This window comes from Clostridium sp., from assembly GCF_050717635.1.
GTDB lineage: Bacteria > Bacillota > Clostridia > Clostridiales > Clostridiaceae > Clostridium_AD.
On sequence record NZ_JBOITO010000007.1, the window covers coordinates 43,702 to 67,012 of the forward strand.

Genomic DNA, 23,311 nt, shown 5'->3' on the forward strand with positions numbered 1-23,311 from the left:
TTAAAAAAATACAATTTTTAATTCTTTATGGGAGAGTGGCAAGGAGGATAATAAATGCGCAAAAATAAGAACAAGTTAATTATGTTTTCTTTTATCCTTATAGCTGCATTTATGTTTACAGGATGTAAAAGTTTTGATAGTATCAAAGTAAAGTTAGGACTTAAAAATAATGATTTTGAGTACATTAAGCAGGGAAGGATAAAAAAAATAATAATACAAAGTACTAGAGACAAAAGTTTTAGATTTGTGGTTACGGATGAAATAGCCATAAAAGATATGTATGAAATTTTATCATCATCTAAAGGAGTTACGCAGAAGTCAACTTTAGATTCAGACTATATATTTGAAATGTATGAGGGCGCAGATAAAGTTCACAAGTTTAACTATATAGCTGGCCTTGATAAAAAAGATGGAGCTAACTTATACAGTGAAGATAAAAGCTATATTGTATCTAAAAGAATTGATAATGATATTATACAAAATTTTTGGAATATTAGAAAGCCAATAGATTTTAAAACCGTATACTATGATTCGATTTTAAAGGTGTTTGATAATTATTTTAAAGAAGAGGTTGTGAATAAAAAAATACTGCTTGATATAAGTGAAGATAATGAAGCAGCTAAATTTATACTATCAACTGATTTGGAATCCTTTAAAAGCAAGCTGCTTAGCGATTTTAATACACAGTTAGTAAACGATAGTAATACAAAGTCAGATGTGTTAATAAAGGTTAAAACAGAAGGATATAAAGCTGATATATATAAATCTACACTGACAATTACAAATTCGCTTAATGAGAAAGAAAAGATATATTATATAGTGGCTAAATATGATAGTAGTTGGAATATTGAAATTTTTGAAGATAAAAAGCCTGATAAGTTTTAGAAGTATTATAACAAAAATAAAAAACAGCATTCCAAGTTAAATGGATGCTGTTTTTTATTATAAAATCCTTTAAAAAAAGTCTTTCATTTTATCGTTGTGCATATTAGTAAAAACACCAAGGTTTATATCGACGGAATCGCCTATTTTCGAATTTTTAGGTAAATGAGAGACACTTATATCCATAGTAGTTCCATCTACGAAATTTATAAAAGCATCTGTATTATTCATATCTATTATCTTTCCAAACATTATAAAACATCCTTTCACAAAACTATAAATTATATTTATAGTTTTAGCAAAGATGGTTATTATATTCAGAAATTAATTATTAATTTTTTTTATGAATAAATTAAAAAACACCTATCACAAAGTGATAGGTGTTTTTTCTATAACTTAATTATATTATAGAATACCTAAGATTTTAATTATAATTTAGTAACGTTAGAAGCTTGTGGTCCTCTAGCTCCAGTAGTTATTTCGAATTGAACTTGTTGGCCTTCTTCTAAAGATTTATATCCGTCTCCTTCAATAGCTGAAAAATGTACGAATACATCCTCTTCTCCTTCTACGGATAAAAAACCAAACCCTTTTTCTGAATTAAACCATTTAACTATACCTGTTTTCATATAACTTTCCTCCTGAATAAAAAAATTTGTAACATCTGTAACCTAAATACTATGATACTACACTTTAATAGATTTTTAAATAGATATCCAAAAAAAATAATATTATTGATGTAATTATATTATTTTTTTTAGGGGACATCGCTATATAAATTTATGTTGCAAATATAGTTTGGCTTTTTATATTTTTTTTATACTAGGTGTTTTAATATTTTTACGGACATTGATTCTTTTATTTCACCAGTAATCACTAAGGTATTGCTATCAATTTTTGAGGCATTTTTCATATACATAAGGAATGTTTCTACTCCATCTAAGGGGAAGGATACAAGTGAAGTTTTATAGTGCATAGGTATAACTATTTTAGGATTCATTTTTTTAGTTATTACAAATGCTTCCTTTGCATCAATTGTATAATTGCCACCAACTGGGATAAACAATACATCCACATTCCCAATGGCGTCTAAATCATCATCTGAAAGAATGTGACCTAAATCCCCTAAATGACATAGGGTGTATTCATCCATTCTAAAAGTAAATATTATGTTATCACCTCGTTTTAAACCATTATTTTTGTCGTGAAAAGAAGGGATTCCTTTTATAGGTATATCATAGACATAGAACAACCCTATTTTATCTAATGTTTTATAAGGGCCTTTTATATCCCTGCAATAATTATGATCAAAATGTTGATGGCTTATAGTTACTATATCTGTACTACCTTTATATGTCTCATATCCTAAAGTAGGGTCAAATGGATCTGTTAAAAGTTTCCTGCCTTTTGAATCTTCTAAGATAAAGCATGATTGGCCTAGCCAAGTTATTTTCATTTTAAATCTCCTTTTTATCTCAAAATAAAACTACTATTCTTTAATTATGGCATATTTATTAGACAAATATACCATAATTAAAGTGAATTTATTGAATTGTAATACAAATTTTAAATATATTAAAAAAATTTTATAAAACAATGGAGATGTCAATAAATATAGAGTATAATAAACTCATGATTAATACCAAAATTTACATCAGTACTTAGAATTATCTAAATGATGATTCAATAATTATGAGAAATATAACGACTTAGGAGGGGTTATGTGAAAAATATGTATAAAGCAATTATAATTATGATTTTATCTTTTGCACTCAGTATACCTATGCAAATAGTAGCTAAAGCCAGTACATATACAGATATGGGGACTAAAAGTAATGTGATACTTAGTAAAACATGGACAGTGAATTTTAATAAAAATTTAAACGCTGATAGTGTTAACACCGAAAATATTGTGGTGATTGGAGAAAATAATAGTTACATTGATATTAATGTAAGTTTGGTTAATAACGGGAAAAGTATAATAGTAAAGTCTGTAGAAAATTACGAATCAAATAAAAACTATACTTTAATAGTGACAGAGCATGTTATGTCTGAAGATGGAACACCGCTTCCAGAGGAAGTTAGAATGAATTTTACTACTATAAAAGTGAACAAAGTTGTTTTAGATGCAGGGCATGGAGGAAGTGACACAGGAGCTATAGCGCCGTCTGGATATTATGAAAAAAAAGTAGCATTAGCTGTTACTTTAAAAGTAGGAGCTATATTAAATAAAAATCATGTTGAAACCATATACACAAGAGAAGATGACACTACAACAAGTCTTCAAAAAAGATGTGATATTTCAAATAGTGCTAGACCAAATTATTTTGTTAGTATTCACGCTAATTCATTTACAAAGCCCACAGCTAATGGTATTGAGACCTGGTATTTTACTGGGAATGCAGATGGGCAAAGGCTTGCAAAAGCTGTCCAAGCTGAATTAATTAAAGAAACTGGAAGATACGATAGGGGGCTTAAAACTTCTTCGGGTTTTGTTGTTTTAAAAAACACAGATGCTACAGCTATATTGGTAGAAACATCATTTCTTTCTAATCCAGAGGAAGAAAGATTATTAATTACGGATGATTTTCAAAACAAATTAGCTAAGGCGATTTCAACGGGTATTCTTAGGTGCTTAGGAATAACTAATATAGTATATTGATTGATCGAATTACCATAAAAAAATCACCTCCATAGTATTTATACTATGGAGGTGATTTTTTTTAAATATAGGATTTAAATATCTAATAAATTCTTTTTATAGTTTGTATAATAAAGTCTAAGGGCTCCCATTTGTTCATCCAATTCTATTTGTAACTTAGAAAGTTCAGGGTAGTCCTTAGTTTTGGAAGCTTCCTTTATTTTAGTAAATAAGCTGGTCTTAGAATAAGTGTCTTTCATAAGAGAATGTCTTAAATTATTAATTTTTTGCCAATTGTCCAAATCTAAATCCAAAGCCTTATCGGGAGTATGAATCATTTTAGAATGTCTAATTTCTGATGCATAATCATTTAGTATTCTATTATTTATTTCAGTGATCCATCTTGTTTCCGTTGCCATCTTAAAGCTGTTGAGTAAACTCTCAGTAAATACATCTGAAAACTTAAGCACTTCTAGTTTTTCAGGATATTCATCAAAGCCAAGAAGATTTTCATATATAGTTTTAGGGGCTTTTCCAAAATATTCTGCGCGCTCATCGTCGGTATAGAATTCAAAAACATCTTCCTCACTTCTATAAGCTCTATTTTTCTCTAAATAATCGCTGTCGTCTCCTGGTGCTTTAGATAATTCACTTAAAAGATCATCTTCATTTTTATTGTTCTTGATGGCGTAAGTAAGACCGTCTAGTATGCCCATATATATAGCAGCTATAGTAATATAGCAATTAGTATGTGGATTTGGAGCTCTAAGCTCAAATCTTGTGGCAAGAGGATTATCAAGGTCTCTTATTAGTGCTAAGAGTATAGATCTGTTTCTTGAAGGAACATCCACGCTGTGGCCAAGAGAGGTTACTATGCAAACAGGAGCTTCAAAACCAGGTTTTAATCTTCTTAAAGAATCATTTGTTGGAGAAACAAATGGATTTATTACTTCGTAGTTCTTAAGAATACCCATTGCAGCTGCGTAACCAATACTACTTAAAAAATGTTTTTTAGTTGAAGTAAATAAATTGACTCTCTTACCAGTTTTCAATTTTACAGTTACTCCAATATGAGTATGTTCACCACTTCCAGCTACATCATGTACTGGCTTTGCTAGGAAAATAACGTCTAAACTGTTACGTCTGAAGGTTTCTTTTACTAGGTTTCTTATAAACAGCTCATTATCCGCAGATTGAAGAGCATCAGAAAATTTCCAATCTATTTCAAGTTGTTCCATAATGTGAGTAAGCGAACCAGTTTCTCCTATTTTAGCTTTTACGCCACCAACTTCTTTATGCCCCATCTCAGGTTCAAAACCATACTTACCCATCAAAAGGAGGGATTGCTCCATGGCAGTTCGAACACTTCCTTTAAGTCTACTCCAGTATTGCTCTTTAAGTACTTGAGAGGTGGAAAGTTCTTCGATGTGAGCCCTATCATTAGGTGTCTTTACCCAGAATTCAAGCTCTGTAGCGGAAGTAAGTATGATTTCATCAATATCTTCATATTTGAAATCAAAGGAAGCCAAAGATGAAGGGTATCTTTTAAATAGATCATTTAGAGTGGTTTTGAAACATTCCACGGATTTCTTTAAGATAGATCTTGAATCCACTGGGATACCATTATGGATTAGGAAACATGGGATTTTTAAAGTTCCTATAGGTAAGTCTGTTTCAGGGTCAATATTTTCATAATTGTAGTCAACAAACCAATTGCAATCAAGATCTGCTAGCATATCTGTTTTAGCATTGTTTAAAGTTGCGATTCCAGGGAATACTACAGAAGAGCCGTCAGTTTGAATGGCTCCTTTAGAGAAAGCACCAATGTCATCTAAAAATATTTTCATTGGAATTCTTTCATCAGTATCATTTCCGGATAAATCAATACCCACTAGGGAGACGAATTTCACCTCGGTGTGGGCAAGTAAAATCTCTTTGATATCTTTTTCAAGATGTTTTTCTTTAGGAATTACATAAATTAAATTTTTCAAAATATTAGTCCTCCTTTAAATATATATTTAATATTTAGAAGCCACCGAAGCGACTGCATTAGCATTTAAAAAAACAGAATATATTTGGTCACAAACAAAACTAAATGAATATTATAAATAAACTGATTTTATTACAAATGTGAAAGCTTGTCAATTAAAAAAATCACTAAATGCAATTTTTTTTATGGAATCAATGAAGTTTTGCAAGATAATACAAATATAATATCATTATTGTAAACGGTTGCTGTAATTATATATATTTCGATGTATCATAAATATGATATTTATTTAAAAAAATTATATTCTTTATTATATCACATATACATATATGTTTTTGACTACATTATAAGAACATTAAATTCCAAAAAAAATTGACAATAAAAATTCATTATAATATAATGATAAAAAGTGCATATTAATTATTGTTAGCAAAAAAGCTTTGATTAGGAAAAGTATTTGAACAGGTAACTTACAGAGAGTGGGGTATGATGTGAACCCATAGTGAAAGTTTGAAGAAAATCACCTAGGAGCTGAGAGCTGAAAATTTAGTAAGCTTATCCGTATTTCTGCGTTAAAGGATAAAGTATTATAGTACTTTAGTTTATATTTATGGCATAGGTGGCATAACGAATTTTACTTCGTCCTATTTTAGGGTGAGGTTTTTTTATATTTAAAATATATTTAAGTAGAATTGAGCACATTTCATTACATATTATTAAATGAACATGGAAAGGAGTTTTATTATGTATAAAAAAAATGACTCTTCCAAAAGCTTTATGGACATGGAAAAAGATATACTTAAGCTTTGGAAAGAAAAAGATATTATCCAAAAGAATTTTGATTTAAATGAGGGTGAAGAGAACTTCACTTTTTATGATGGTCCACCAACAGCTAATGGAAAGCCACATATAGGACACGTTCTAACAAGGGTTATGAAGGACATAATCCCTAGGTATAAGGTGATGAAGGGTTACAAAGTTCCTAGAAAAGCAGGCTGGGATACTCATGGGCTTCCTGTAGAGCTTGAAATAGAAAAGAAACTTGGAATTTCAGGCAAACCTGGGATAGAAGCTTATGGTGTGGAAAAATTCGTAACAGAATGTAAGGACAGCGTTTTTAGCTATGTTAGTATGTGGAGAGAAATGTCTGAGAGAGTAGGGTACTGGATAGATATGGATAATCCATATGTAACGTATCATAATGATTATATTGAATCAGTTTGGTGGGCATTAAAACAAATGTGGGATAAGAATTTATTATACAAAGGTCACAAGATAATGCCTTACTGCCCAAGATGTGGAACTTCACTATCTTCTCATGAAGTAGCTCAAGGATATAAGGATGTAAAAGAAGCTTCAGCTTATGTAAAATACAAAGTAAAAGATGAAGAAAAATATATACTTGTTTGGACTACAACACCTTGGACTCTTCCAAGCAACGTAGCACTTGCTGTAAATCAAAAATATGATTATGTGGAAGTAATTCACGATGGTGAGAATTTAATACTTTCAAAAGCCTTGCTTAGTAAACTTGAGGGAGAGTATGAAGTTGTACGCGAATTTAAAGGTAAAGAGCTTTTAGGAGTGGAATATGAGCAAATGTTTAAGTTCTATACTCCACAAGAAAAGGCGTTTTATATAGTGCATGGAGACTTTGTAACATTAACAGATGGTACAGGTATTGTTCATATAGCACCAGCTTATGGTGAAGATGATAATCTACTTGGACAAAAAAATAATTTACCACTTATTAATTTAGTTGATGTAGAGGGTAAGTTTATTGATTGTGTTACTTCGTGGAAGGGTATTTTTGTTAAAGACGCTGATGCTAAGATATTAGAATACTTAAAAGAAAATAATATTTTATATAAATCAGAGAAATTCACACATTCATATCCACATTGTTGGAGATGCGATACACCACTTTTGTATTATCCAAGAGAAAGTTGGTTTGTAAGAATGTCTTCAGTAAGAGACAAACTATTAGAAAATAACAATAAAATTAATTGGATGCCAGACAACACAAGAACAGGGAGAATGGGTAAGTTCCTTGAAGGCGTTATAGATTGGAGTATAAGTAGAACTAGATATTGGGGAACTCCACTTCCAATTTGGGAATGTGAATGTGGCCATCGTGAAATGATAGGAAGTATAGCAGAACTTAATGAAAAGGGAATTGATGTGCCAGAAGGAATAGAACTTCATAAACCATTTATAGATAACGTACATTTAAAATGTACGAAATGTGGAAAATCCATGACTAGGGTTGAAGAAGTTATAGACTGTTGGTTTGACTCAGGATCAATGCCGTTTGCACAACATCACTATCCATTCGAAAACAAAGAATTATTTGAAGCAAACTTTCCAGCACAGTTTATTTCAGAGGCAGTAGATCAAACAAGAGGATGGTTCTATACATTACTTGCAATATCAACTACTGTATTTGACACAAATCCATTTGAAAACTGTATCGTCTTAGGACACGTATTGGATAAAGATGGACTGAAGATGTCTAAGCACACAGGAAATGTTTTAAGCCCATTTACAGTTTTAGATAATCAAGGGGCAGATGCTCTACGATGGTATTTCTATACTGCTAGTGCGCCATGGCTTCCTTCAAGATTTTATGAGGCTGCAGTTATTGATGCACAAAGAAAATTCATAGGAACTCTATGGAATGTATATTCATTCTACATTTTATATGCTGAGTTAGATAATTTTGACCCAACTAAATATGAGAATTTTGTATCTGACAATATTATGGATAAATGGATGATGTCAAAATTAAATTCATTAGTTAAAAATATAGATGACCATTTAGAAAACTATAGAATAACTCAAGGAGCACTTGAGCTAGAAGCCTTTGTTGATGAGCTTTCTAATTGGTATGTAAGACGTAATAGATCAAGATATTGGGTAGAATCACTTACAGATGATAAAATTGGTGCGTATATGACATTATATAGAGTTATAGTAACTTTTGCTAAAATATCTGCTCCATTTATACCATTTGTAACAGAAGAGTTATATCAAAATCTAGTAGTGGCATTTGACAAAAATGCACCAGAAAGTATTCATTTATGCTCTTTCCCTAAATGTAATGAAGACCAAGTGGACAAAGAATTAGAAGATGAAATGGATAAAGCATATAAGACTGTTAAACTAGGAAGAAGTGCCAGAAATGCTGCTAATATAAAGAACAGACAGCCTCTTTTAAAGATGCTAGTTAGCCTAGGAACTCTTCCAGAGTATTATGGAGATATAGTAAAAGAAGAACTTAACATTAAGGAAGTAGAGCTAGGAGCTGATCTTTCTAAATATGTTAAATTTGAAATAAAACCAAACCTACCAGTGCTAGGTAAGCCATATGGTAAGCTAATACCTGGTATTAGAAAAGCTATAGGGGCAATGAATCAAATGGAACTTGCTCAAACTATAAATAAAGGTAATGTAGTTACTATAAATGTAAGTGGAACAGAAATAGAACTAAATAGTGAAAGGTTACTTGTTACAATGCAAGGACTTTCAGGCTATGCATTTGCTGGAGAAGGCGAAATGGGAGTGGTTTTAGATACCAACATAACGCAAGAACTTAAAGAGGAAGGAAACGTACGTGAGATTTTAAGTAAAATTCAAAACATGAGAAAAGAAAGTGGTTTTGAAGTTGCTGATAAGATTAGAATCTACGTATCTGGAAATGAAATGCTTCAAAATGTAATTGTAAAGTTTGAAGATCAAATTAAACGTGATACGTTAGCAATAGAAGTTTTATACAACGCTACAAGAGAATACGCGCAAGTTAAGATAAATGGCGAAAATTTAGAATTAGATCTAGAAAGAATATAATTATAATCATTTCTGAAAGTATGTGGTATTTGTCACATACTTTCTTTTTTGACATGAAAAATTGTTAAAAAAAATTAACTTGAAAAAAATTGTTTTTATAAGTATAATGGTAAGATAAGAATATACTAGGAGTTGAGAGATATGGCTGCTTCAATAAAAGATGTTGCAAGAGAAGCGGGAGTTTCTATTGCAACAGTATCTAGAGTTTTAAATAACATAGATGTTGTAAATGAAGATACTAAGAAAAAGGTAAAAGACGCTATAAAAAAATTATCATATAGACCTAATATAGTTGCGAGAAGCTTAAAAACACAAAAATCTAGCACAATAGGTATTATTATACCGGATATATCCAACCAATTTTATCCTGAAATAGTTAGGGGTTGTGAGGATGTAGCTAATATCTATAATTATAATATTATGCTATGTAATGCAGATTTAGATGTAGAAAAAGAAATGGAAGCTCTAAGAATACTTAAAGAGAAAATGATAGATGGAGTTATATACATGAGTAATTCCATAGAAAATAATGTTGTAAGTTTAATTAAGGAACTAGAAATGCCAATAGTGCTTGTAGAAACTACAGATACTGATGGTATATTCCCTAGTGTCTCAATTGACAATGTAATGGCGGCAAGAGATGCAGTAAAATATTTAGCAAATAAGGGCAACAAAAATATTGCATATATAGGAACCACTACAGAAAAAATCAATGCACAATCTAGAAGATACTCAGGTTATAAAAAAGGATTACAGGAACTGGGAATAAGTTTTAATAAAGAGCTAGTTTATTGTGGTGGAGTTAAGGCTAGAGATGGATATGCAGGAATTAATGCTATATTAGATAAGGGCGTAAAGGTAGATGCAGTATTCTGTGTTAGTGATGAAATTGCTATGGGAGTAATAAATGCATTAAGAGATAAATCAATTAATGTACCTTCCGATGTAGATGTCATGGGGTTTGACGATATTTATTCAGCTTCAACATTTTATCCTAAACTTACAACAGTAGCACAACCAATGTATGACATGGGCTCTGTAAGTATGAGAATGCTTATAAAATCTATAAATAATTTAACGGTTGATGAGAAACATTTTGTATTACCTTATAGAATAGTGGAGAGAGATTCCTGTAAATAATAAAAAGTCTTGTTAAAACCGAGTGTGGTTTAATAAGACTTTTTACATTGTCCGTCCCTTTTAAATTAAGAAGTTGGAGGTAGTAAAGGTTTGAATATAAATAATAAAGTAGAAAAAATATTTTCATATTTATTAAGTATTAAAAATATGAACCAAAAGACTATAAGAAATATTAATGAATATGAAAGTGTATATTGGCAAAAGACACTTCAAAATATTTGCGGGTGTACTTTTAATAGTGATGAAAATAAGGATTACTGGTTTAGCATAGATGATAGAGCAGAAAAGTTATATAGTGAGTTTCAGAAAACATATTTACAATTAGAAAAAAACAGTGAGGATTTAGAGATAGTTTGGGCGAATGGACTTTTAACTTGGCAAAAGGAAGGGAAAGAAATAGTTCACCCTATTTTTACAACTAAGATGGAAATAAAATTTGATCCAATTAAAAAAATATTTACTCTAAATCCATATAATAATCAAACTAATGTGGAACTTGAGTTTTTAAATGAATACCTAGAGGTAAACCTGGATAATTTACTAACACTTAGGAATAAAGCAAAAGACATGGCTTTGGATGTTAGAAATATTGAAACTGCTTCAGAAATTTTTGAAGAGATAGCTACACTTTTAAAATCTCCAAGTGAGGAGCGATATATTAATGAGCTATGCTGTCAGATTGATTTAAAAATTGATACAAATATACAATTTTACACTGCACCTTGCATAATCCTTCGAAAGGTAGATACAAGACTTTGGAATATGGAATTAAATGATGTATTATCTCAAATACGAAGTGGATTTCCTATTCCTAAAACTATAGAGGCACTAGTCTCTGAGGAAGAACTAGTACAGGATATTCAAACTACTTGTGATTGGAAGGAAGTAGGCGAAGATGTGCTATTTCCACTTTCTGCAAATGAGGAACAAATAGAAATAACTAAGAAACTGGCTGAAAACTTTGGTATAGTTGTACAGGGGGCACCAGGTACTGGTAAAAGCCATTCTATAGCTAATCTAATATGTCACCTTTTGGCTCATGGGAAAAGGGTACTTGTGACAAGTCAAACAGACAGAGCATTAAGAGTTTTATCTGATAAAATACCAGAAGAAGTTAGGGCACTATGTATTAGTATACTAGGCAATGATAGAAAATCATTAGAAGAATTGGACGAGTCTGTTAGGAAAATAACAGAAAATTTATCTATGGATACTAAGGAGTTACGAAAGGAAATTAAACTATTAAAATATAAACACAGTGAGTGCTTAAAGGTGCAAGAAAATTTATATAAAGATATAAAATACATTGAAGATAGAGAAAATGAGAAGGTAGAATACGAGGGTCAAAAATATACTTTAATGCAAATGGCTAGCTTTGTTAAAGATAATGAAGAAATTAAGCCCCTTATAGTGGATAAGGTGAAATTTAATAGGGTAAATCCGTTGTGCACTGAAGAGTTTAAAAAGTTAGTTACATTGCTTGACCTGATTACAAAAGATCAAATGGATGAAATAAGGTACATAGATAGGTACGGGGAAGTTCTGCCTAATGTAGATGATTTATGTGATAGAATATCGGAATTATTTAAATTAGAACAGGAGTTACATATTTATGAGGATAATATAAAAAATTGGAATAATACAAGTTCTATAAATTACGGAAACAGAAGGCTATTAAAGTTTGTAGATGATGCCATAGAAACGCTAGAAGGATTTGAAGATAACTGGCTAAATCAGGTTATGAAAAATTATTATTCTAGTACCCAGGCGCAAGCGCCTTGGAAAAAGTTGGCTTCTAAATGTAATGAATATATAAAAAATATAGGTGAAATTAAGAATGAATTATATAATCATAAACTAGAAATGCCAGAGGATGTTGACTTAAACATATTTAAAAATGACTTTGATATTATAGCAAAAACAATTAGTGAAAAGGGTAAAATAGGGGGAGTGTTTAAGCTTCTCCATGGAAAACTTAAATATATATTTGAAGGATGCAGGGTGGATTATGAGCTTATAAATAATAGTGAACAAATAGTGGTTGTTGATTTATATATAAAATTGCAACTATTACAAAGAGAGCTTAAGAGTCTTTGGAACAATACAGTAAAAGAATATGGTGGAGCGTTTATAGATGAATCAAATTTAAACTATATAACGGAAATGTCTAAAGCTATTAGAAATATTGAAATCATCATGGAATGGGACAATAACTTTAGGAATAACATAATTAATTTTCTACCAGATAAATATTTAACTGAAAATCTATCTTGGTACCAAAAGGAAACATATATTTATCTTAAAAATGGATTTGAGAGTTTGCGCAGTATAAATAAGTATAATAAATTAAGTAGTGAAATAGAAGAAATAAAGACAAGCACAAGCAGCGTAGGATGCCTCGGAAAATTGCACAGCGCAATAAATATAAGAAATATAAGTGATATTCGAGCTGCATATGTGGAAATAGATAGTCTAACTCAGTTAGTGCCTAGGGCTTTAGAATTAACTGAATTGTGCAAAAGAATAGAAGGATGTTGCCCTATATTATTCCAGGGTATGATAAAGCGTGAACAAACACTCATGATAGATTTACAAAATTCAAATTGGGAAAAAGCATGGCAATGGAAAAAATGGAACGATTACTTGTGCGAATTGCAACAAGTGGATGTAGAAGAATTAGAGAAAAATATAGCACATAAAAAAATCAAAGAAAAATATATAATAAGAGAACTTGTTTCTAAAAAAAGTTGGCTTAACCAAATAGAACGTACGACTGAGGTTCAGAAGAGAAGCTTATTTACTTGGATGGAAGCCATAAAAAGGATAGGAAAAGGTACAGGAACTCAGGCAGTAAAGTATAGAAAAATCGCACAAAAAGAGATGGAGAATTGTAAGGACGTTATTCCTGTATGGATTATGCCGATTAATAGGGTTATGGAAAATTTAAAGCTTACAGATAATCTGTTTGATGTAGTAATTGTGGATGAAAGCAGCCAAAGTGACATATCAGCTATAACAGTATTAATGAGGGCTAAAAAAGCAATAATAGTAGGCGATGAAAAGCAAATAAGTCCCGAAGCTATTGGAAAAGACCATGTGGTTGTAGAAACTTTGATAGAAACGTATTTAGAAGGTATTCCACATGCGCAGTGGTTTGATTTAAAAACAAGCTTATATAATACAGCTTTAAGGGTGTTTCCAAGTAGGGTATTATTAAAGGAACACTTTAGATGTGTGCCAGAGATAATTGGATTTAGTAATGCATTATGTTATTCTAATGAAATAATACCACTAAGAAGAATCCATGCTACTGAGAAAGTTGGACAATTTATAGTGCCATATAAAGTTATAGAAGGCTACAAGGATGAAAATAAGGCATTAAACGTACGTGAGGCAGCGTGTATCGTAGAGAAGATACTAGAGTGCTGTAGTAATGATAGGTATAAGGGAATGACCATGGGAGTTATATCACTTTTAGGGGACACTCAATCCGAATTTATACAAGCCTCCTTAGTAGAAAAGCTTGGAATGGAGGAAATGCTACAAAGAAGACTTATATGTGGGGATGCTTATTCCTTTCAAGGGGATGAGAGAGACGTAATGTTCCTATCTATGGTCATAGCAAACAATGCTAAATTTACGGCCCTAACAAAGGGATCGGATATAAGAAGATTTAATGTAGCTACCAGTCGTGCAAGAAATCAAATGTGGCTATTTCACTCTGTAGACTTAGAAGACCTTAATAATAAGTGTGTTAGGTACTCCTTGCTTAAATATTGTATAGAGGAAAATGAACCAAGAGAAGAAATTAAATCCGATGAATATTTACTGTTGAATGAATTTGAAGAGCGTATAGCGAGCAGTATAAAAGAGTGCGGATTTACGCTTACACCAAAGGTAAAAGTAGGGAAATACACTATAGATTTTGTTGTAGAAACAGATTTATGTTTAGATGCGCAGAGTGGTCAATATAAAAAAATAGCAGTAAAATGTATTGGAATGCCATCGGATGAAGATTACAATTGGAAAAAGCAGTATGAAATGCAAATGTGTCTTGAAAGAATGGGATGGGAATTTTATAAAATACGCGCCAGTGAATTTTATAGAAACCCAAGTGAAGTTATGGAAAGATTAACACAAAAAATAAACAAGAATGTAATTCAATAGACAATATATTTGTTAAAATTCTATAATACTACATGAAAATACAAAAAAACTTGCCCTTGTGCAGTTTTTTTGGGTTGATATTTATTATATAGTTAGTATAATAATAATATAGTAATAATATAGTAATTTTAATATAGATGAGAGGGATGACTAGCACAGTGGAGAATACAATATGGTTGATATGGAGAAACGAACAAAAGGAATCTTTTAAAGTAGGTGAACTGTGTAGAATCGGAGAAAAATATTATTTTAAATATGATGCTGAGGGTGTAAGAAAAGCCCAGGAGTATGGATTTTCTCCTTTACCACAGTTCCCCAAATTAGATGTAGAGTATTTTAGAGAAGAATTATTTAATTCATTTTCACACCGTCTTCCTTGTAAGAGGGAGGCAAGCAATGTTTTAAAGGAGTATAAACTTAAAGAATACGATGTATTTGAATTACTAAAAAGAAGTGGAGGCAAAACCACAACAGATAGTTTGGAATTTGTATCGCCTTTTAACGAAGAGTGCGTTACTTTAGATTCAAAATAAATATACCTAAATAAAAGTGTGTAAAATGGAAATATATAATTTCATTTTACACACTTTTATTTAGGTATTTAATCCATAGGGAATATTGAAAATTCACTAAAGGTGTCTTTAGGTTTTCTCTCAGCTTTATCATTAGGGGCGATTTCTTTATTGGTTGGGTTAATATCATTATGTTCAAAGTGTCCTATGTTATTTGATAAGGTATCCAGTTCTCCAAAGTAATCTTCATCGGGTATTCCGTCAAAAGGGTAAGGGGTATTTTTATGTGACATAGTCTAATCATTCCTTTCATAATATATTTTTAAAAAAGTATGGTTGAAGACAAAACCTTTTTCACTATATATAATGAATAAAAACCTACTAAATTATGCAAAAAAAAAATGTAATCTACTAATATTTAAAATTGTTCTCACAACATGGACTAACGGCTCATAAAATGAAATGAGTAATAAATTGGGGTGGTATTTTTTGCTATATGTACTAATATTAGCAGGTGGAAAAGGAACAAGACTTTACCCTCTATCTCGTGCACAAAACCCTAAGCAGTTTTTGAACATTATTAATAATAAGAGCTTTTTGAGAAGCACTGTGGATAGAATAAAATGTTTAGTTAGTAATGAGAATATTTATGTGGTTACCAATGAAGACTATTTTGAAAAGATTTGTAATGAACTGCCAGAAATTCGTAAATCTAATATATTTGTAGAGCCTAGTAACAAAGAAACTGCTACATGTATAGGGCTATCTGCTGCAAAGTTATTAAAACAGGATAAGGAAGCCACCATGATAGTGCTACCTTCTGACCATTATATAGAAAATGAAAAGGAATTTAAAGAAACTATTTTACAAGCAGTTGAAATTGCAAATAAAAAAAGAGGGCTAATTACCATAGGTGTACAGCCTGCGAGGCCAGAAACTGGTTATGGTTATATAGAGATGGGAGACAGGGTAAATGGCGAAATACCTACATTCAAAGTTGAACGATTTTTAGAAAAACCTAACGTTGAAGTAGCAAAAGATTTGCTCATAAAAGGAAATTTTCTTTGGAATAGTGGCATGTTCGTGTGGAGAGCAGATGTATTCCTTAGAGAGATGGAGAAGTATTTACCTAAGATGTATAAGAGATTAATGACTATATATCAGGTTATTGGTACAGAAGAAGAAAGTGAAGTAATAAAAGAGCAGTACAATGAAATAGATGGAATTTCAGTGGATTTTGGAGTAATGCAAAAAACTAGAAAGGCTTTTGTTATAAAATGTGAATTTGTATGGGATGACATAGGAACTTTTGCAGCGCTTACAAGGTTTCTAAGTGATTTTAGAGGTAATAATGTTTTGGGTAATACATTTATGGAAGAAAGTGAAAACTGCTCGGTGTTTGGAAAGGATAGACTTATAATTGGGTTTGGGGTAAAGGACCTTATAATTGTTGATGCAGGGGATGTAATACTCGTAATGGACAAAAATAAAGATCAAGAGATTAAGCATTTGGTAAATGAGCTTAAGACAAATGAACAAACAGAAAAATATATATAGTATTTATTAAAAATTCCATCGCATATAATGTGATGGAACTTTTTTGTTTTAATAATATTTAATATGAAGGATTAAAATTAAAAAATTGCAGAACATCTTTACAAAACTCTAAATAAGCTATATAATAAACTCTAAATTGAAATTTTAATATATATATAAATCATTAATCGTACAAATGTAATTTTTAGTTGGAAATAATAATAGGTAGATAATAGGAGGTAAATAATGAAAAAGGTACAAATATTAAACTATATTGATGCTCATAATATCGGGATAAATAATTTACAGCCCGATCATGATAATCAGCCAGAGTTATTTAAAGATATATTTCCATATTCAGAGATTCCAAAGATGGTTTTTGGGAGTGAACAAATCCCAATGTTTGTACCTGAAGATATTTGGATTACTGACACTACATTTAGAGATGGACAGCAGGCTATGGATTCGTATACTGAGAAACAAATGATTAAAATATTCGATTATTTACACAAACTTGATAATAATTCCGGAATAATAAGACAAACAGAATTTTTTTTATACACTGAGAAAGATAGAAATGCTGTTAGAAAGTGTTTGGAAAGGGGATATGAATTTCCTGAAGTAACTTCTTGGATAAGAGCTAATAAGGAAGACCTTAAGCTTGTAAAAGAGATGGGTATTAAGGAAACGGGAATTCTTATGTCATGTTCTGATTATCATATATATAAAAAATTGAATAAAACAAGGCAAGAGGCTATGGATTTGTATCTTTCACTAGTTGAAGAAGCGTTAGAGAATGGAATAGTTCCAAGATGTCATCTTGAAGATATAACCAGAGCTGATTTTTTTGGGTTCGTAGTGCCACTTTCACAAAAGCTTATGGAACTTTCTAAGAAATCTGGTATAAAGATAAAAATTAGAGCTTGTGATACATTAGGACTTGGATTACCTTATTCAAGAACGCAGCTACCAAGAAGCGTACAAAATATCATACATGGATTAAGATTTTATGCTGGGGTTCCCTCGGAGTATCTTGAGTGGCACGGACATAATGATTTTTATACTGTAGTGCCAAATGCTACGACAGCTTGGCTTCATGGTTGCAGCGCTATAAATACCACCTTGTTTGGTATTGGTGAGAGAACAGGTAACTGCCCTTTGGAAGCTATGATTATAGAATATGGTCAAATAAAGGGAAATGTAAAAAACATGAATCTTAAGCTTATAACTGAAATCGGACAATACTTTGAAGGTGAATTTAAATATAGTATTCCACCTAGAACACCATATGTAGGTAGTGAATTTAATGTTACTAGGGCTGGTATACATGCGGATGGAATATTAAAAGATGAAGAAATATATAATATTTTTGATACTGAAAAAATATTAGGTAGGCCCATTGTTGTTGCTGTCAATGAACATTCAGGGCACGCAGGTATAGCGGCTTGGGTTAATACTTATTTTAGATTAAAGGGTTCAGACAAAATAGGTAAAAAAGATGAAAGAATTAATACTATAAAAGAGTTGGTGGATAAGGAGTATCAGACAGGTAGAAGTACTGTAATGAAAAACGAAGAATTGGAATTGATTACAAAGGAATGTATTCCAGAACTAAGTATTAATATACAAAATACTGCAGCCTGTTAAGATTAAACTATTTATGAAGAAATGGAGGGGGCATTATGAAATTTACTGCGGCTCAAAAGATAATTAAGACTCATTTAGTGAAAGGTGAAATGATTTCTGAAAGCGAAATTGCAATTAGAATAGATCAAACACTAACTCAAGATTCAACGGGTACAATGGCATATCTTCAATTCGAGGCTATGGGAATTAATAAAGTTTTAACTAAAAAATCCGTTGCATATATAGACCATAATATTTTACAAACAGGACCGGAAAATGCAGATGACCATCTATATATACAAAGTGTTGCGAAAAAACATGGTATATTTTTTTCTAAACCTGGTAATGGTATTTGTCACCAAGTTCATTTAGAAAGATTTGGAGTTCCGGGAGAAACATTACTTGGTTCGGATAGTCATACCCCAACTGGTGGAGGGATAGGAATGCTTGCCATAGGGGCGGGAGGCCTTGATGTAGCGGTAGCAATGGGCGGCGGAGAATATTATATATTAATGCCTAAAATTGTTAAGGTAGAATTAATAGGTAAGCTTAAACCTTGGGTATCAGCAAAAGATATTATATTAGAGTTACTAAGACGATTAACAGTTAAGGGTGGAGTTAATAAAGTATTCGAATATGCTGGTGATGGAGTTAAAACTCTAACAGTACCAGAAAGAGCAACTATTACAAACATGGGTGCGGAGCTTGGAGCTACTACTTCAATTTTCCCTAGCGATGAAGTAACTTATGAATTTTTAAAAGCACAGAATAGAGAGAATGATTATGTAGAGATTAAAGCAGATGAGGGCGCCGTATATGATGAGATAATTAAAATAGATTTATGTACAATTCAGCCTCTTGCTGCTTGTCCTCATAGTCCTGATAAGGTAGTGCCTGTATCATCATTAAAAGGTATAAAGGTAGATCAAGTGTTAATAGGAAGCTGCACTAATTCATCCTATGTTGATATGATGAAAGTATCAAAAGTACTTAAAGGAAAAACTATTCCAGATGAGGTTTCACTTGCTATTTCACCAGGTTCAAAACAGGTTTTAAGCATGCTTTCTAAAAATGGTGGACTTTCTGATATGATTGACGCTGGTGCAAGGATTTTAGAAAGTGCGTGTGGTCCATGTATAGGAATGGGTCAATCACCTTCAACAGGAGCGGTGTCATTAAGAACTTTTAATAGAAACTTTAAAGGCAGATCTGGAACAGTGTCAGCTAATGTTTATATTGTGAGTCCTGAAGTGGCAGTTGCGTCAGCACTTACAGGGTTTATAACAGACCCGAGAAAATTAGGTAGCGAAATGAAAGTTTCTATGCCGGAAAAGTTCACCATCAATGATAATTTAATAATAAGTCCAGCCTTGGATGGTAAAGATATAGAAATAAAAAGAGGCCCTAATATAAAGCCATTTCCAATAGCTGAAAAATTAAAAGAGACAGTTATGGGTAAGGTGCTAATTAAAGTAGAGGATAACATTACAACGGATCATATAATGCCATCTAATGCAAAACTTCTACCCTTTAGGTCTAATATTCCATACTTATCAGAATTTTGTTTAACTCCTTGTGATGAGAATTTTCCGGCATTGGCTAAAAAGCAGGGTGGGGGGATTATAATAGCAGGTGCTAATTATGGCCAAGGTTCTAGTCGTGAACACGCTGCACTGGCACCACTTTATTTAGGCATTAAGGCTGTTATAGCCAAGTCTTTTGCAAGAATTCATAAGGCTAATTTAATCAATAATGCTATAATACCCTTAGTATTTGAAAATGCTCATGATTATGAAGATATAGACCTCATGGATGAATTAATAATTGAAGGTGCTATAGAGCAAATTAAAAAAGGTATTGTTATTGTATTTAACAAAACAAAAGGAGTAGAGTATATAACACTACCTGAAGTAACTAAAAGAGAAAAAGATATGCTCATAAATGGTGGATTAATAAATCTTATGAAAAACAGGAAAAAGGCAGGTGAATAGAAGTATGGAACATATTATTACACTAATACCAGGGGATGGGATTGGACCAGAAGTAACCGCGGCTGCTGTTAAAGTAATAGAACAAAGTGGCGTTAAAATTGCCTTTGAAATAGTACGGATGGGTGCAGAGGTCATAGAGGAATTTAATACTCCTATACCTTCCTATGTTTTAGAAAGTATTAAAAAAAACAAGGTTGCACTTAAAGGACCTGTAACTACACCGGTTGGTACTGGGTTTAAAAGTGTTAATGTTACATTAAGGCAGGAATTAAATCTTTATGCTAACATAAGACCTATAAAAACATTTGAAGGCGTTCCATCAAGATATGAGGACGTAGATTTAATAATAGTAAGGGAGAACAGTGAAGATTTATACGCAGGAATAGAGCATATGGTTACAGAGGATATTGCTGAGAGTATAAAGATAATAAGCAAAAAAGCTAGTGATAGAATAGTAGAATATGCTTTTAAATTAGTAAAAGAGCAAAATAGAAGTGAAGTAATAGCTGTTCATAAAGCAAATATTATGAAACTTTCTGATGGATTATTTTTAAGATGTGCAAGAAATATAGCAGCAAAGCATAAAGATATAGCCTTCGGAGATGTTATAGTCGATGCTATGAGCATGAAACTTGTTATGAATCCAGAAAAATACGATGTGCTCGTAATGCCTAACCTGTATGGAGATATTCTATCAGATATGGCAGCTGGGTTAATTGGGGGACTTGGATTAGTTCCAGGTGCAAATATTGGAGAAGAAGGTGCAGTTTTTGAGCCAGCTCATGGCTCAGCTCCAGATATTGCTGGGAAAAATATAGCAAATCCAACCGCGTGTATTCTGTCAGGTGTGATGATGCTAAGACATATAGGGGAAAATGGCGCAGCAGATAAAATAGAGAGTGCGGTGCAAGCTGTTTTAAAAGAGGGTAAATATTTAACTTGTGATTTAGGTGGGAATACGGGAACAAGGGAGTTTGCTGAAGCCGTTATTAATGAAATGATGAAACTTTAAAATTTAATGATCACTAATAAATGACTCATGGGCACATTGCTTATGAGTTATTTTTATATCTAAGACTAAAATCAACATGTATTTGGTATAATGAAATAAATATAGTAGAGTGCTTTGCATGATCAAGCGAAAGGATATAATTTTAAATGAGAATTAATAAACTTCTTAGCAACCACGGTATATGTTCCAGAACAGATGCCAATAGACTTATTGAGGAAAATAGAATAATTGTAAATGGACACCTTTGCATACCTGGTCAATGGGTGGAAGAGGTTGATATTGTACTTATAGATAATGTGCCTATTCCACTTAAAGATAAAATATATATTGCACTAAATAAACCTGTAGGAATTACTTGTACTGCAGCAAAGAGCGTGGAAAGCAATATAATTGATTTTATGAATTATCCGGACTATATTTTTCCTGTTGGTAGACTTGATAAAGCATCTGAAGGGTTAATACTAATGACAAATGATGGAGAACTAGCAAATAAAATTTTAGAATCGGAGCATGAACACGAGAAAGAATATATAGTAACTGTAAATAAGCCTTTTAATGACCTTTTTATAAAAGGAATGTCTGAAGGTGTGCAAATCGTCAGTGGTAATACAAGGCCTTGTAAAGTTAGTAGAGTAGACGCGGATACTTTTCGTATTATTTTAACGCAAGGACTAAATAAGCAAATTCGTAGAATGAGTAAAGTTTTTGGATATACAGTTGTGAGACTCCAGCGGATTCGAATTATTAATATAAAAATCCAGGGAATAGGTGTTGGCACATGGCGTAACCTCACAGAGGCTGAAGTGTTAGAGCTATGGAATAGATGATGGTATAAGCTGATCCTAGATATTATTAAATTTAATTGTTATAATCCTTGACTAAAATACATGAAAAAGGAAAATACTATAGTTAAAAAGAGTAGTATACATAGGAGGATTATAATGAAAAGATTTGTTTGTAGTATATGTGGGTATATCCATGAAGGAGAGCAGCCACCAGATATATGCCCAATTTGCAAGGCTGATAAGAGTAAATTCAACGAGATAAAGGATGACTTGGTATGGGCAGATGAACATATAATTGGTGTGGCAAAGGATGTTGATAGTGAGATTGTAAAGGACCTAAGATCAAACTTTATAGCAGAATGCACAGAGGTGGGTATGTATCTTGCAATGGGTAGACAGGCATACAGAGAAGGGCTTCCAGAGATTGGGGATGTATATAAAAGAATTGCTTATGAAGAGGCAGATCATGCATCTAAGTTTGCGGAGCTTTTAGGGGAAGTTGTAAAACCTAATACTAAAGAAAATTTAAAGGCGAGAGTTGAAGCTGAGTATGGAGCTTGTGCAGGAAAGAAAAAACTTGCAGCTCTTGCAAAAGAGAAAAATCTTGATGCTATTCATGATACAGTTCACGAAATGTGCAAAGATGAGGCACGACATGGAAGGGCCTTTAAAGGACTTTTAGAAAGATATTTTGATAAATAAATAAATGCAAAAGGTTTCTTAGTAACTATACTAAGGAACCTTTTATTTTTTTTGTAAAGTAATCGGTTTATTTGATTTTAAAAGTCAAACAATCAGTTTGAGTGTAAAGAGCAACATTTTCGCCGCTGACGTCTATAGACTCAGCATTACACATACTATTACAGTTGTAGGTACAAGTACCTACATTACAGCTAATAGCGCTACACTCATGGCCCTTTTCATTAATGTTATTTGTAAGACTATCATAAATCACAGAATCTAAAAAAGAACCGCAACAAGTGTCACAGTCTTTTTTAGCACTTTTTCCACCAACATTTATTACGTTAGCAAAACATATATTTTCATCGTTATGTGAGCAATTAGAAACACTACATTTGATTTTTGACATGGTATCTCCTCCTTAATATATCTAATAAGAAGTTTAACCAAAATGGGAAGAAAATATTTATAATTATTAAAAAACATTCCATTATGTTGAATT

Annotated in this window: 18 protein-coding genes and 1 other annotated feature; of the genes, 12 read left to right on the forward strand and 6 right to left on the reverse strand. The window is 31.9% G+C overall.

From position 1 onward, the window contains the following. Positions 1-54: 54 nt before the first annotated feature. A complete protein-coding gene (locus tag ACREWB_RS03485) occupies positions 55-885 on the forward strand; it encodes a YhfM domain-containing protein (protein WP_431546097.1) in 831 nt (276 codons plus the stop codon). Positions 886-954: 69 nt separating this feature from the next. Here the strand turns inward: ACREWB_RS03485 and ACREWB_RS03490 are convergent, their stop codons facing one another. The 3 genes from ACREWB_RS03490 to ACREWB_RS03500 form a co-directional block, all read right to left on the reverse strand. After that, a complete protein-coding gene (locus ACREWB_RS03490; protein ID WP_431546098.1) occupies positions 955-1,134 on the reverse strand; it encodes a hypothetical protein in 180 nt (59 codons plus the stop codon). A 176-nt stretch (positions 1,135-1,310) separates the two neighbouring features. Next, positions 1,311-1,511 carry a cold-shock protein gene (locus ACREWB_RS03495; RefSeq protein ID WP_431546099.1) on the reverse strand — a complete coding sequence of 67 codons (201 nt, stop codon included), beginning with the start codon at positions 1,509-1,511 and terminating at the stop codon, positions 1,311-1,313. A 188-nt stretch (positions 1,512-1,699) separates the two neighbouring features. Beyond that, on the reverse strand, positions 1,700-2,338 hold the full coding sequence (locus tag ACREWB_RS03500; RefSeq protein ID WP_431546100.1) for an MBL fold metallo-hydrolase: 639 nt from the start codon (positions 2,336-2,338) through the stop codon (positions 1,700-1,702). Between the two features lie 276 nt (positions 2,339-2,614). Between ACREWB_RS03500 and ACREWB_RS03505 the strand changes: the two genes are divergently transcribed. Continuing rightward, complete coding sequence (locus ACREWB_RS03505) at positions 2,615-3,544, forward strand: N-acetylmuramoyl-L-alanine amidase (protein ID WP_431546271.1); 930 nt, start codon at positions 2,615-2,617, stop codon at positions 3,542-3,544. 74 nt (positions 3,545-3,618) lie between these two features. Here ACREWB_RS03505 and ACREWB_RS03510 read toward each other — a convergent pair whose 3' ends face one another. Beyond that, entirely contained in the window at positions 3,619-5,517 is a 1,899-nt protein-coding gene (locus ACREWB_RS03510) for a type I glutamate--ammonia ligase (RefSeq protein WP_431546272.1), read from the reverse strand. Between the two features lie 427 nt (positions 5,518-5,944). After that, positions 5,945-6,163, forward strand: a binding site (T-box leader). Positions 6,164-6,257: 94 nt separating this feature from the next. Here ACREWB_RS03510 and ileS point away from each other — a divergent pair. The 4 genes from ileS to ACREWB_RS03530 all read left to right on the forward strand — a co-directional run bounded on the left by ileS (position 6,258) and on the right by ACREWB_RS03530 (position 15,199). Next, positions 6,258-9,359, forward strand: a complete 3,102-nt coding sequence (gene ileS / locus ACREWB_RS03515) for an isoleucine--tRNA ligase (protein ID WP_431546101.1) — start codon at positions 6,258-6,260, stop codon at positions 9,357-9,359. A 141-nt stretch (positions 9,360-9,500) separates the two neighbouring features. Continuing rightward, a complete protein-coding gene (locus tag ACREWB_RS03520) occupies positions 9,501-10,499 on the forward strand; it encodes a LacI family DNA-binding transcriptional regulator (protein WP_431546102.1) in 999 nt (332 codons plus the stop codon). Between the two features lie 90 nt (positions 10,500-10,589). After that, positions 10,590-14,666, forward strand: a complete 4,077-nt coding sequence (locus ACREWB_RS03525; RefSeq protein ID WP_431546103.1) for a PDDEXK-like endonuclease domain-containing protein — start codon at positions 10,590-10,592, stop codon at positions 14,664-14,666. A gap of 158 nt (positions 14,667-14,824) precedes the next feature. Continuing rightward, entirely contained in the window at positions 14,825-15,199 is a 375-nt protein-coding gene (locus ACREWB_RS03530) for a HipA N-terminal domain-containing protein (protein ID WP_431546104.1), read from the forward strand. 68 nt (positions 15,200-15,267) lie between these two features. Here the strand turns inward: ACREWB_RS03530 and ACREWB_RS03535 are convergent, their stop codons facing one another. Further along, positions 15,268-15,471 (reverse strand): hypothetical protein, encoded by a 204-nt coding sequence (locus ACREWB_RS03535; RefSeq protein ID WP_431546105.1) that lies wholly within the window; start codon positions 15,469-15,471, stop codon positions 15,268-15,270. A 196-nt stretch (positions 15,472-15,667) separates the two neighbouring features. Between ACREWB_RS03535 and ACREWB_RS03540 the strand changes: the two genes are divergently transcribed. From ACREWB_RS03540 to ACREWB_RS03565, 6 genes are all read left to right on the forward strand, one after another. After that, positions 15,668-16,735 (forward strand): mannose-1-phosphate guanylyltransferase, encoded by a 1,068-nt coding sequence (locus tag ACREWB_RS03540; RefSeq protein ID WP_431546106.1) that lies wholly within the window; start codon positions 15,668-15,670, stop codon positions 16,733-16,735. A gap of 225 nt (positions 16,736-16,960) precedes the next feature. Then, entirely contained in the window at positions 16,961-18,361 is a 1,401-nt protein-coding gene (locus tag ACREWB_RS03545; protein ID WP_431546107.1) for a hydroxymethylglutaryl-CoA lyase-like TIM-barrel protein, read from the forward strand. Positions 18,362-18,396: 35 nt separating this feature from the next. Beyond that, positions 18,397-20,331, forward strand: a complete 1,935-nt coding sequence (locus tag ACREWB_RS03550; RefSeq protein WP_431546108.1) for an aconitate hydratase — start codon at positions 18,397-18,399, stop codon at positions 20,329-20,331. Between the two features lie 4 nt (positions 20,332-20,335). Continuing rightward, on the forward strand, positions 20,336-21,343 hold the full coding sequence (locus ACREWB_RS03555; RefSeq protein WP_431546109.1) for an isocitrate/isopropylmalate dehydrogenase family protein: 1,008 nt from the start codon (positions 20,336-20,338) through the stop codon (positions 21,341-21,343). 146 nt (positions 21,344-21,489) lie between these two features. Continuing rightward, a complete protein-coding gene (locus tag ACREWB_RS03560; protein WP_431546110.1) occupies positions 21,490-22,170 on the forward strand; it encodes a pseudouridine synthase in 681 nt (226 codons plus the stop codon). A gap of 114 nt (positions 22,171-22,284) precedes the next feature. Further along, complete coding sequence (locus ACREWB_RS03565; protein ID WP_431546111.1) at positions 22,285-22,830, forward strand: NADH peroxidase; 546 nt, start codon at positions 22,285-22,287, stop codon at positions 22,828-22,830. A 67-nt stretch (positions 22,831-22,897) separates the two neighbouring features. Here ACREWB_RS03565 and ACREWB_RS03570 read toward each other — a convergent pair whose 3' ends face one another. Then, positions 22,898-23,218, reverse strand: a complete 321-nt coding sequence (locus ACREWB_RS03570) for a DUF1540 domain-containing protein (RefSeq protein WP_431546112.1) — start codon at positions 23,216-23,218, stop codon at positions 22,898-22,900. Positions 23,219-23,311: the final 93 nt, after the last annotated feature.

Excerpts from the sequence above, each read along its gene's own strand:
- ACREWB_RS03485 (WP_431546097.1), top strand. The coding sequence starts at position 55 with ATGCGCAAAAATAAGAACAAGTTAATTATGTTTTCTTTTATCCTTATA.
- ACREWB_RS03490 (WP_431546098.1), bottom strand. The coding sequence starts at position 1,134 with ATGTTTGGAAAGATAATAGATATGAATAATACAGATGCTTTTATAAAT.
- ACREWB_RS03495 (WP_431546099.1), bottom strand. The coding sequence starts at position 1,511 with ATGAAAACAGGTATAGTTAAATGGTTTAATTCAGAAAAAGGGTTTGGT.
- ACREWB_RS03500 (WP_431546100.1), bottom strand. The coding sequence starts at position 2,338 with ATGAAAATAACTTGGCTAGGCCAATCATGCTTTATCTTAGAAGATTCA.
- ACREWB_RS03505 (WP_431546271.1), top strand. The coding sequence starts at position 2,615 with ATGTATAAAGCAATTATAATTATGATTTTATCTTTTGCACTCAGTATA.
- ileS (WP_431546101.1), top strand. The coding sequence starts at position 6,258 with ATGTATAAAAAAAATGACTCTTCCAAAAGCTTTATGGACATGGAAAAA.
- ACREWB_RS03520 (WP_431546102.1), top strand. The coding sequence starts at position 9,501 with ATGGCTGCTTCAATAAAAGATGTTGCAAGAGAAGCGGGAGTTTCTATT.
- ACREWB_RS03535 (WP_431546105.1), bottom strand. The coding sequence starts at position 15,471 with ATGTCACATAAAAATACCCCTTACCCTTTTGACGGAATACCCGATGAA.
- ACREWB_RS03545 (WP_431546107.1), top strand. The coding sequence starts at position 16,961 with ATGAAAAAGGTACAAATATTAAACTATATTGATGCTCATAATATCGGG.
- ACREWB_RS03550 (WP_431546108.1), top strand. The coding sequence starts at position 18,397 with ATGAAATTTACTGCGGCTCAAAAGATAATTAAGACTCATTTAGTGAAA.
- ACREWB_RS03555 (WP_431546109.1), top strand. The coding sequence starts at position 20,336 with ATGGAACATATTATTACACTAATACCAGGGGATGGGATTGGACCAGAA.
- ACREWB_RS03560 (WP_431546110.1), top strand. The coding sequence starts at position 21,490 with ATGAGAATTAATAAACTTCTTAGCAACCACGGTATATGTTCCAGAACA.
- ACREWB_RS03565 (WP_431546111.1), top strand. The coding sequence starts at position 22,285 with ATGAAAAGATTTGTTTGTAGTATATGTGGGTATATCCATGAAGGAGAG.
- ACREWB_RS03570 (WP_431546112.1), bottom strand. The coding sequence starts at position 23,218 with ATGTCAAAAATCAAATGTAGTGTTTCTAATTGCTCACATAACGATGAA.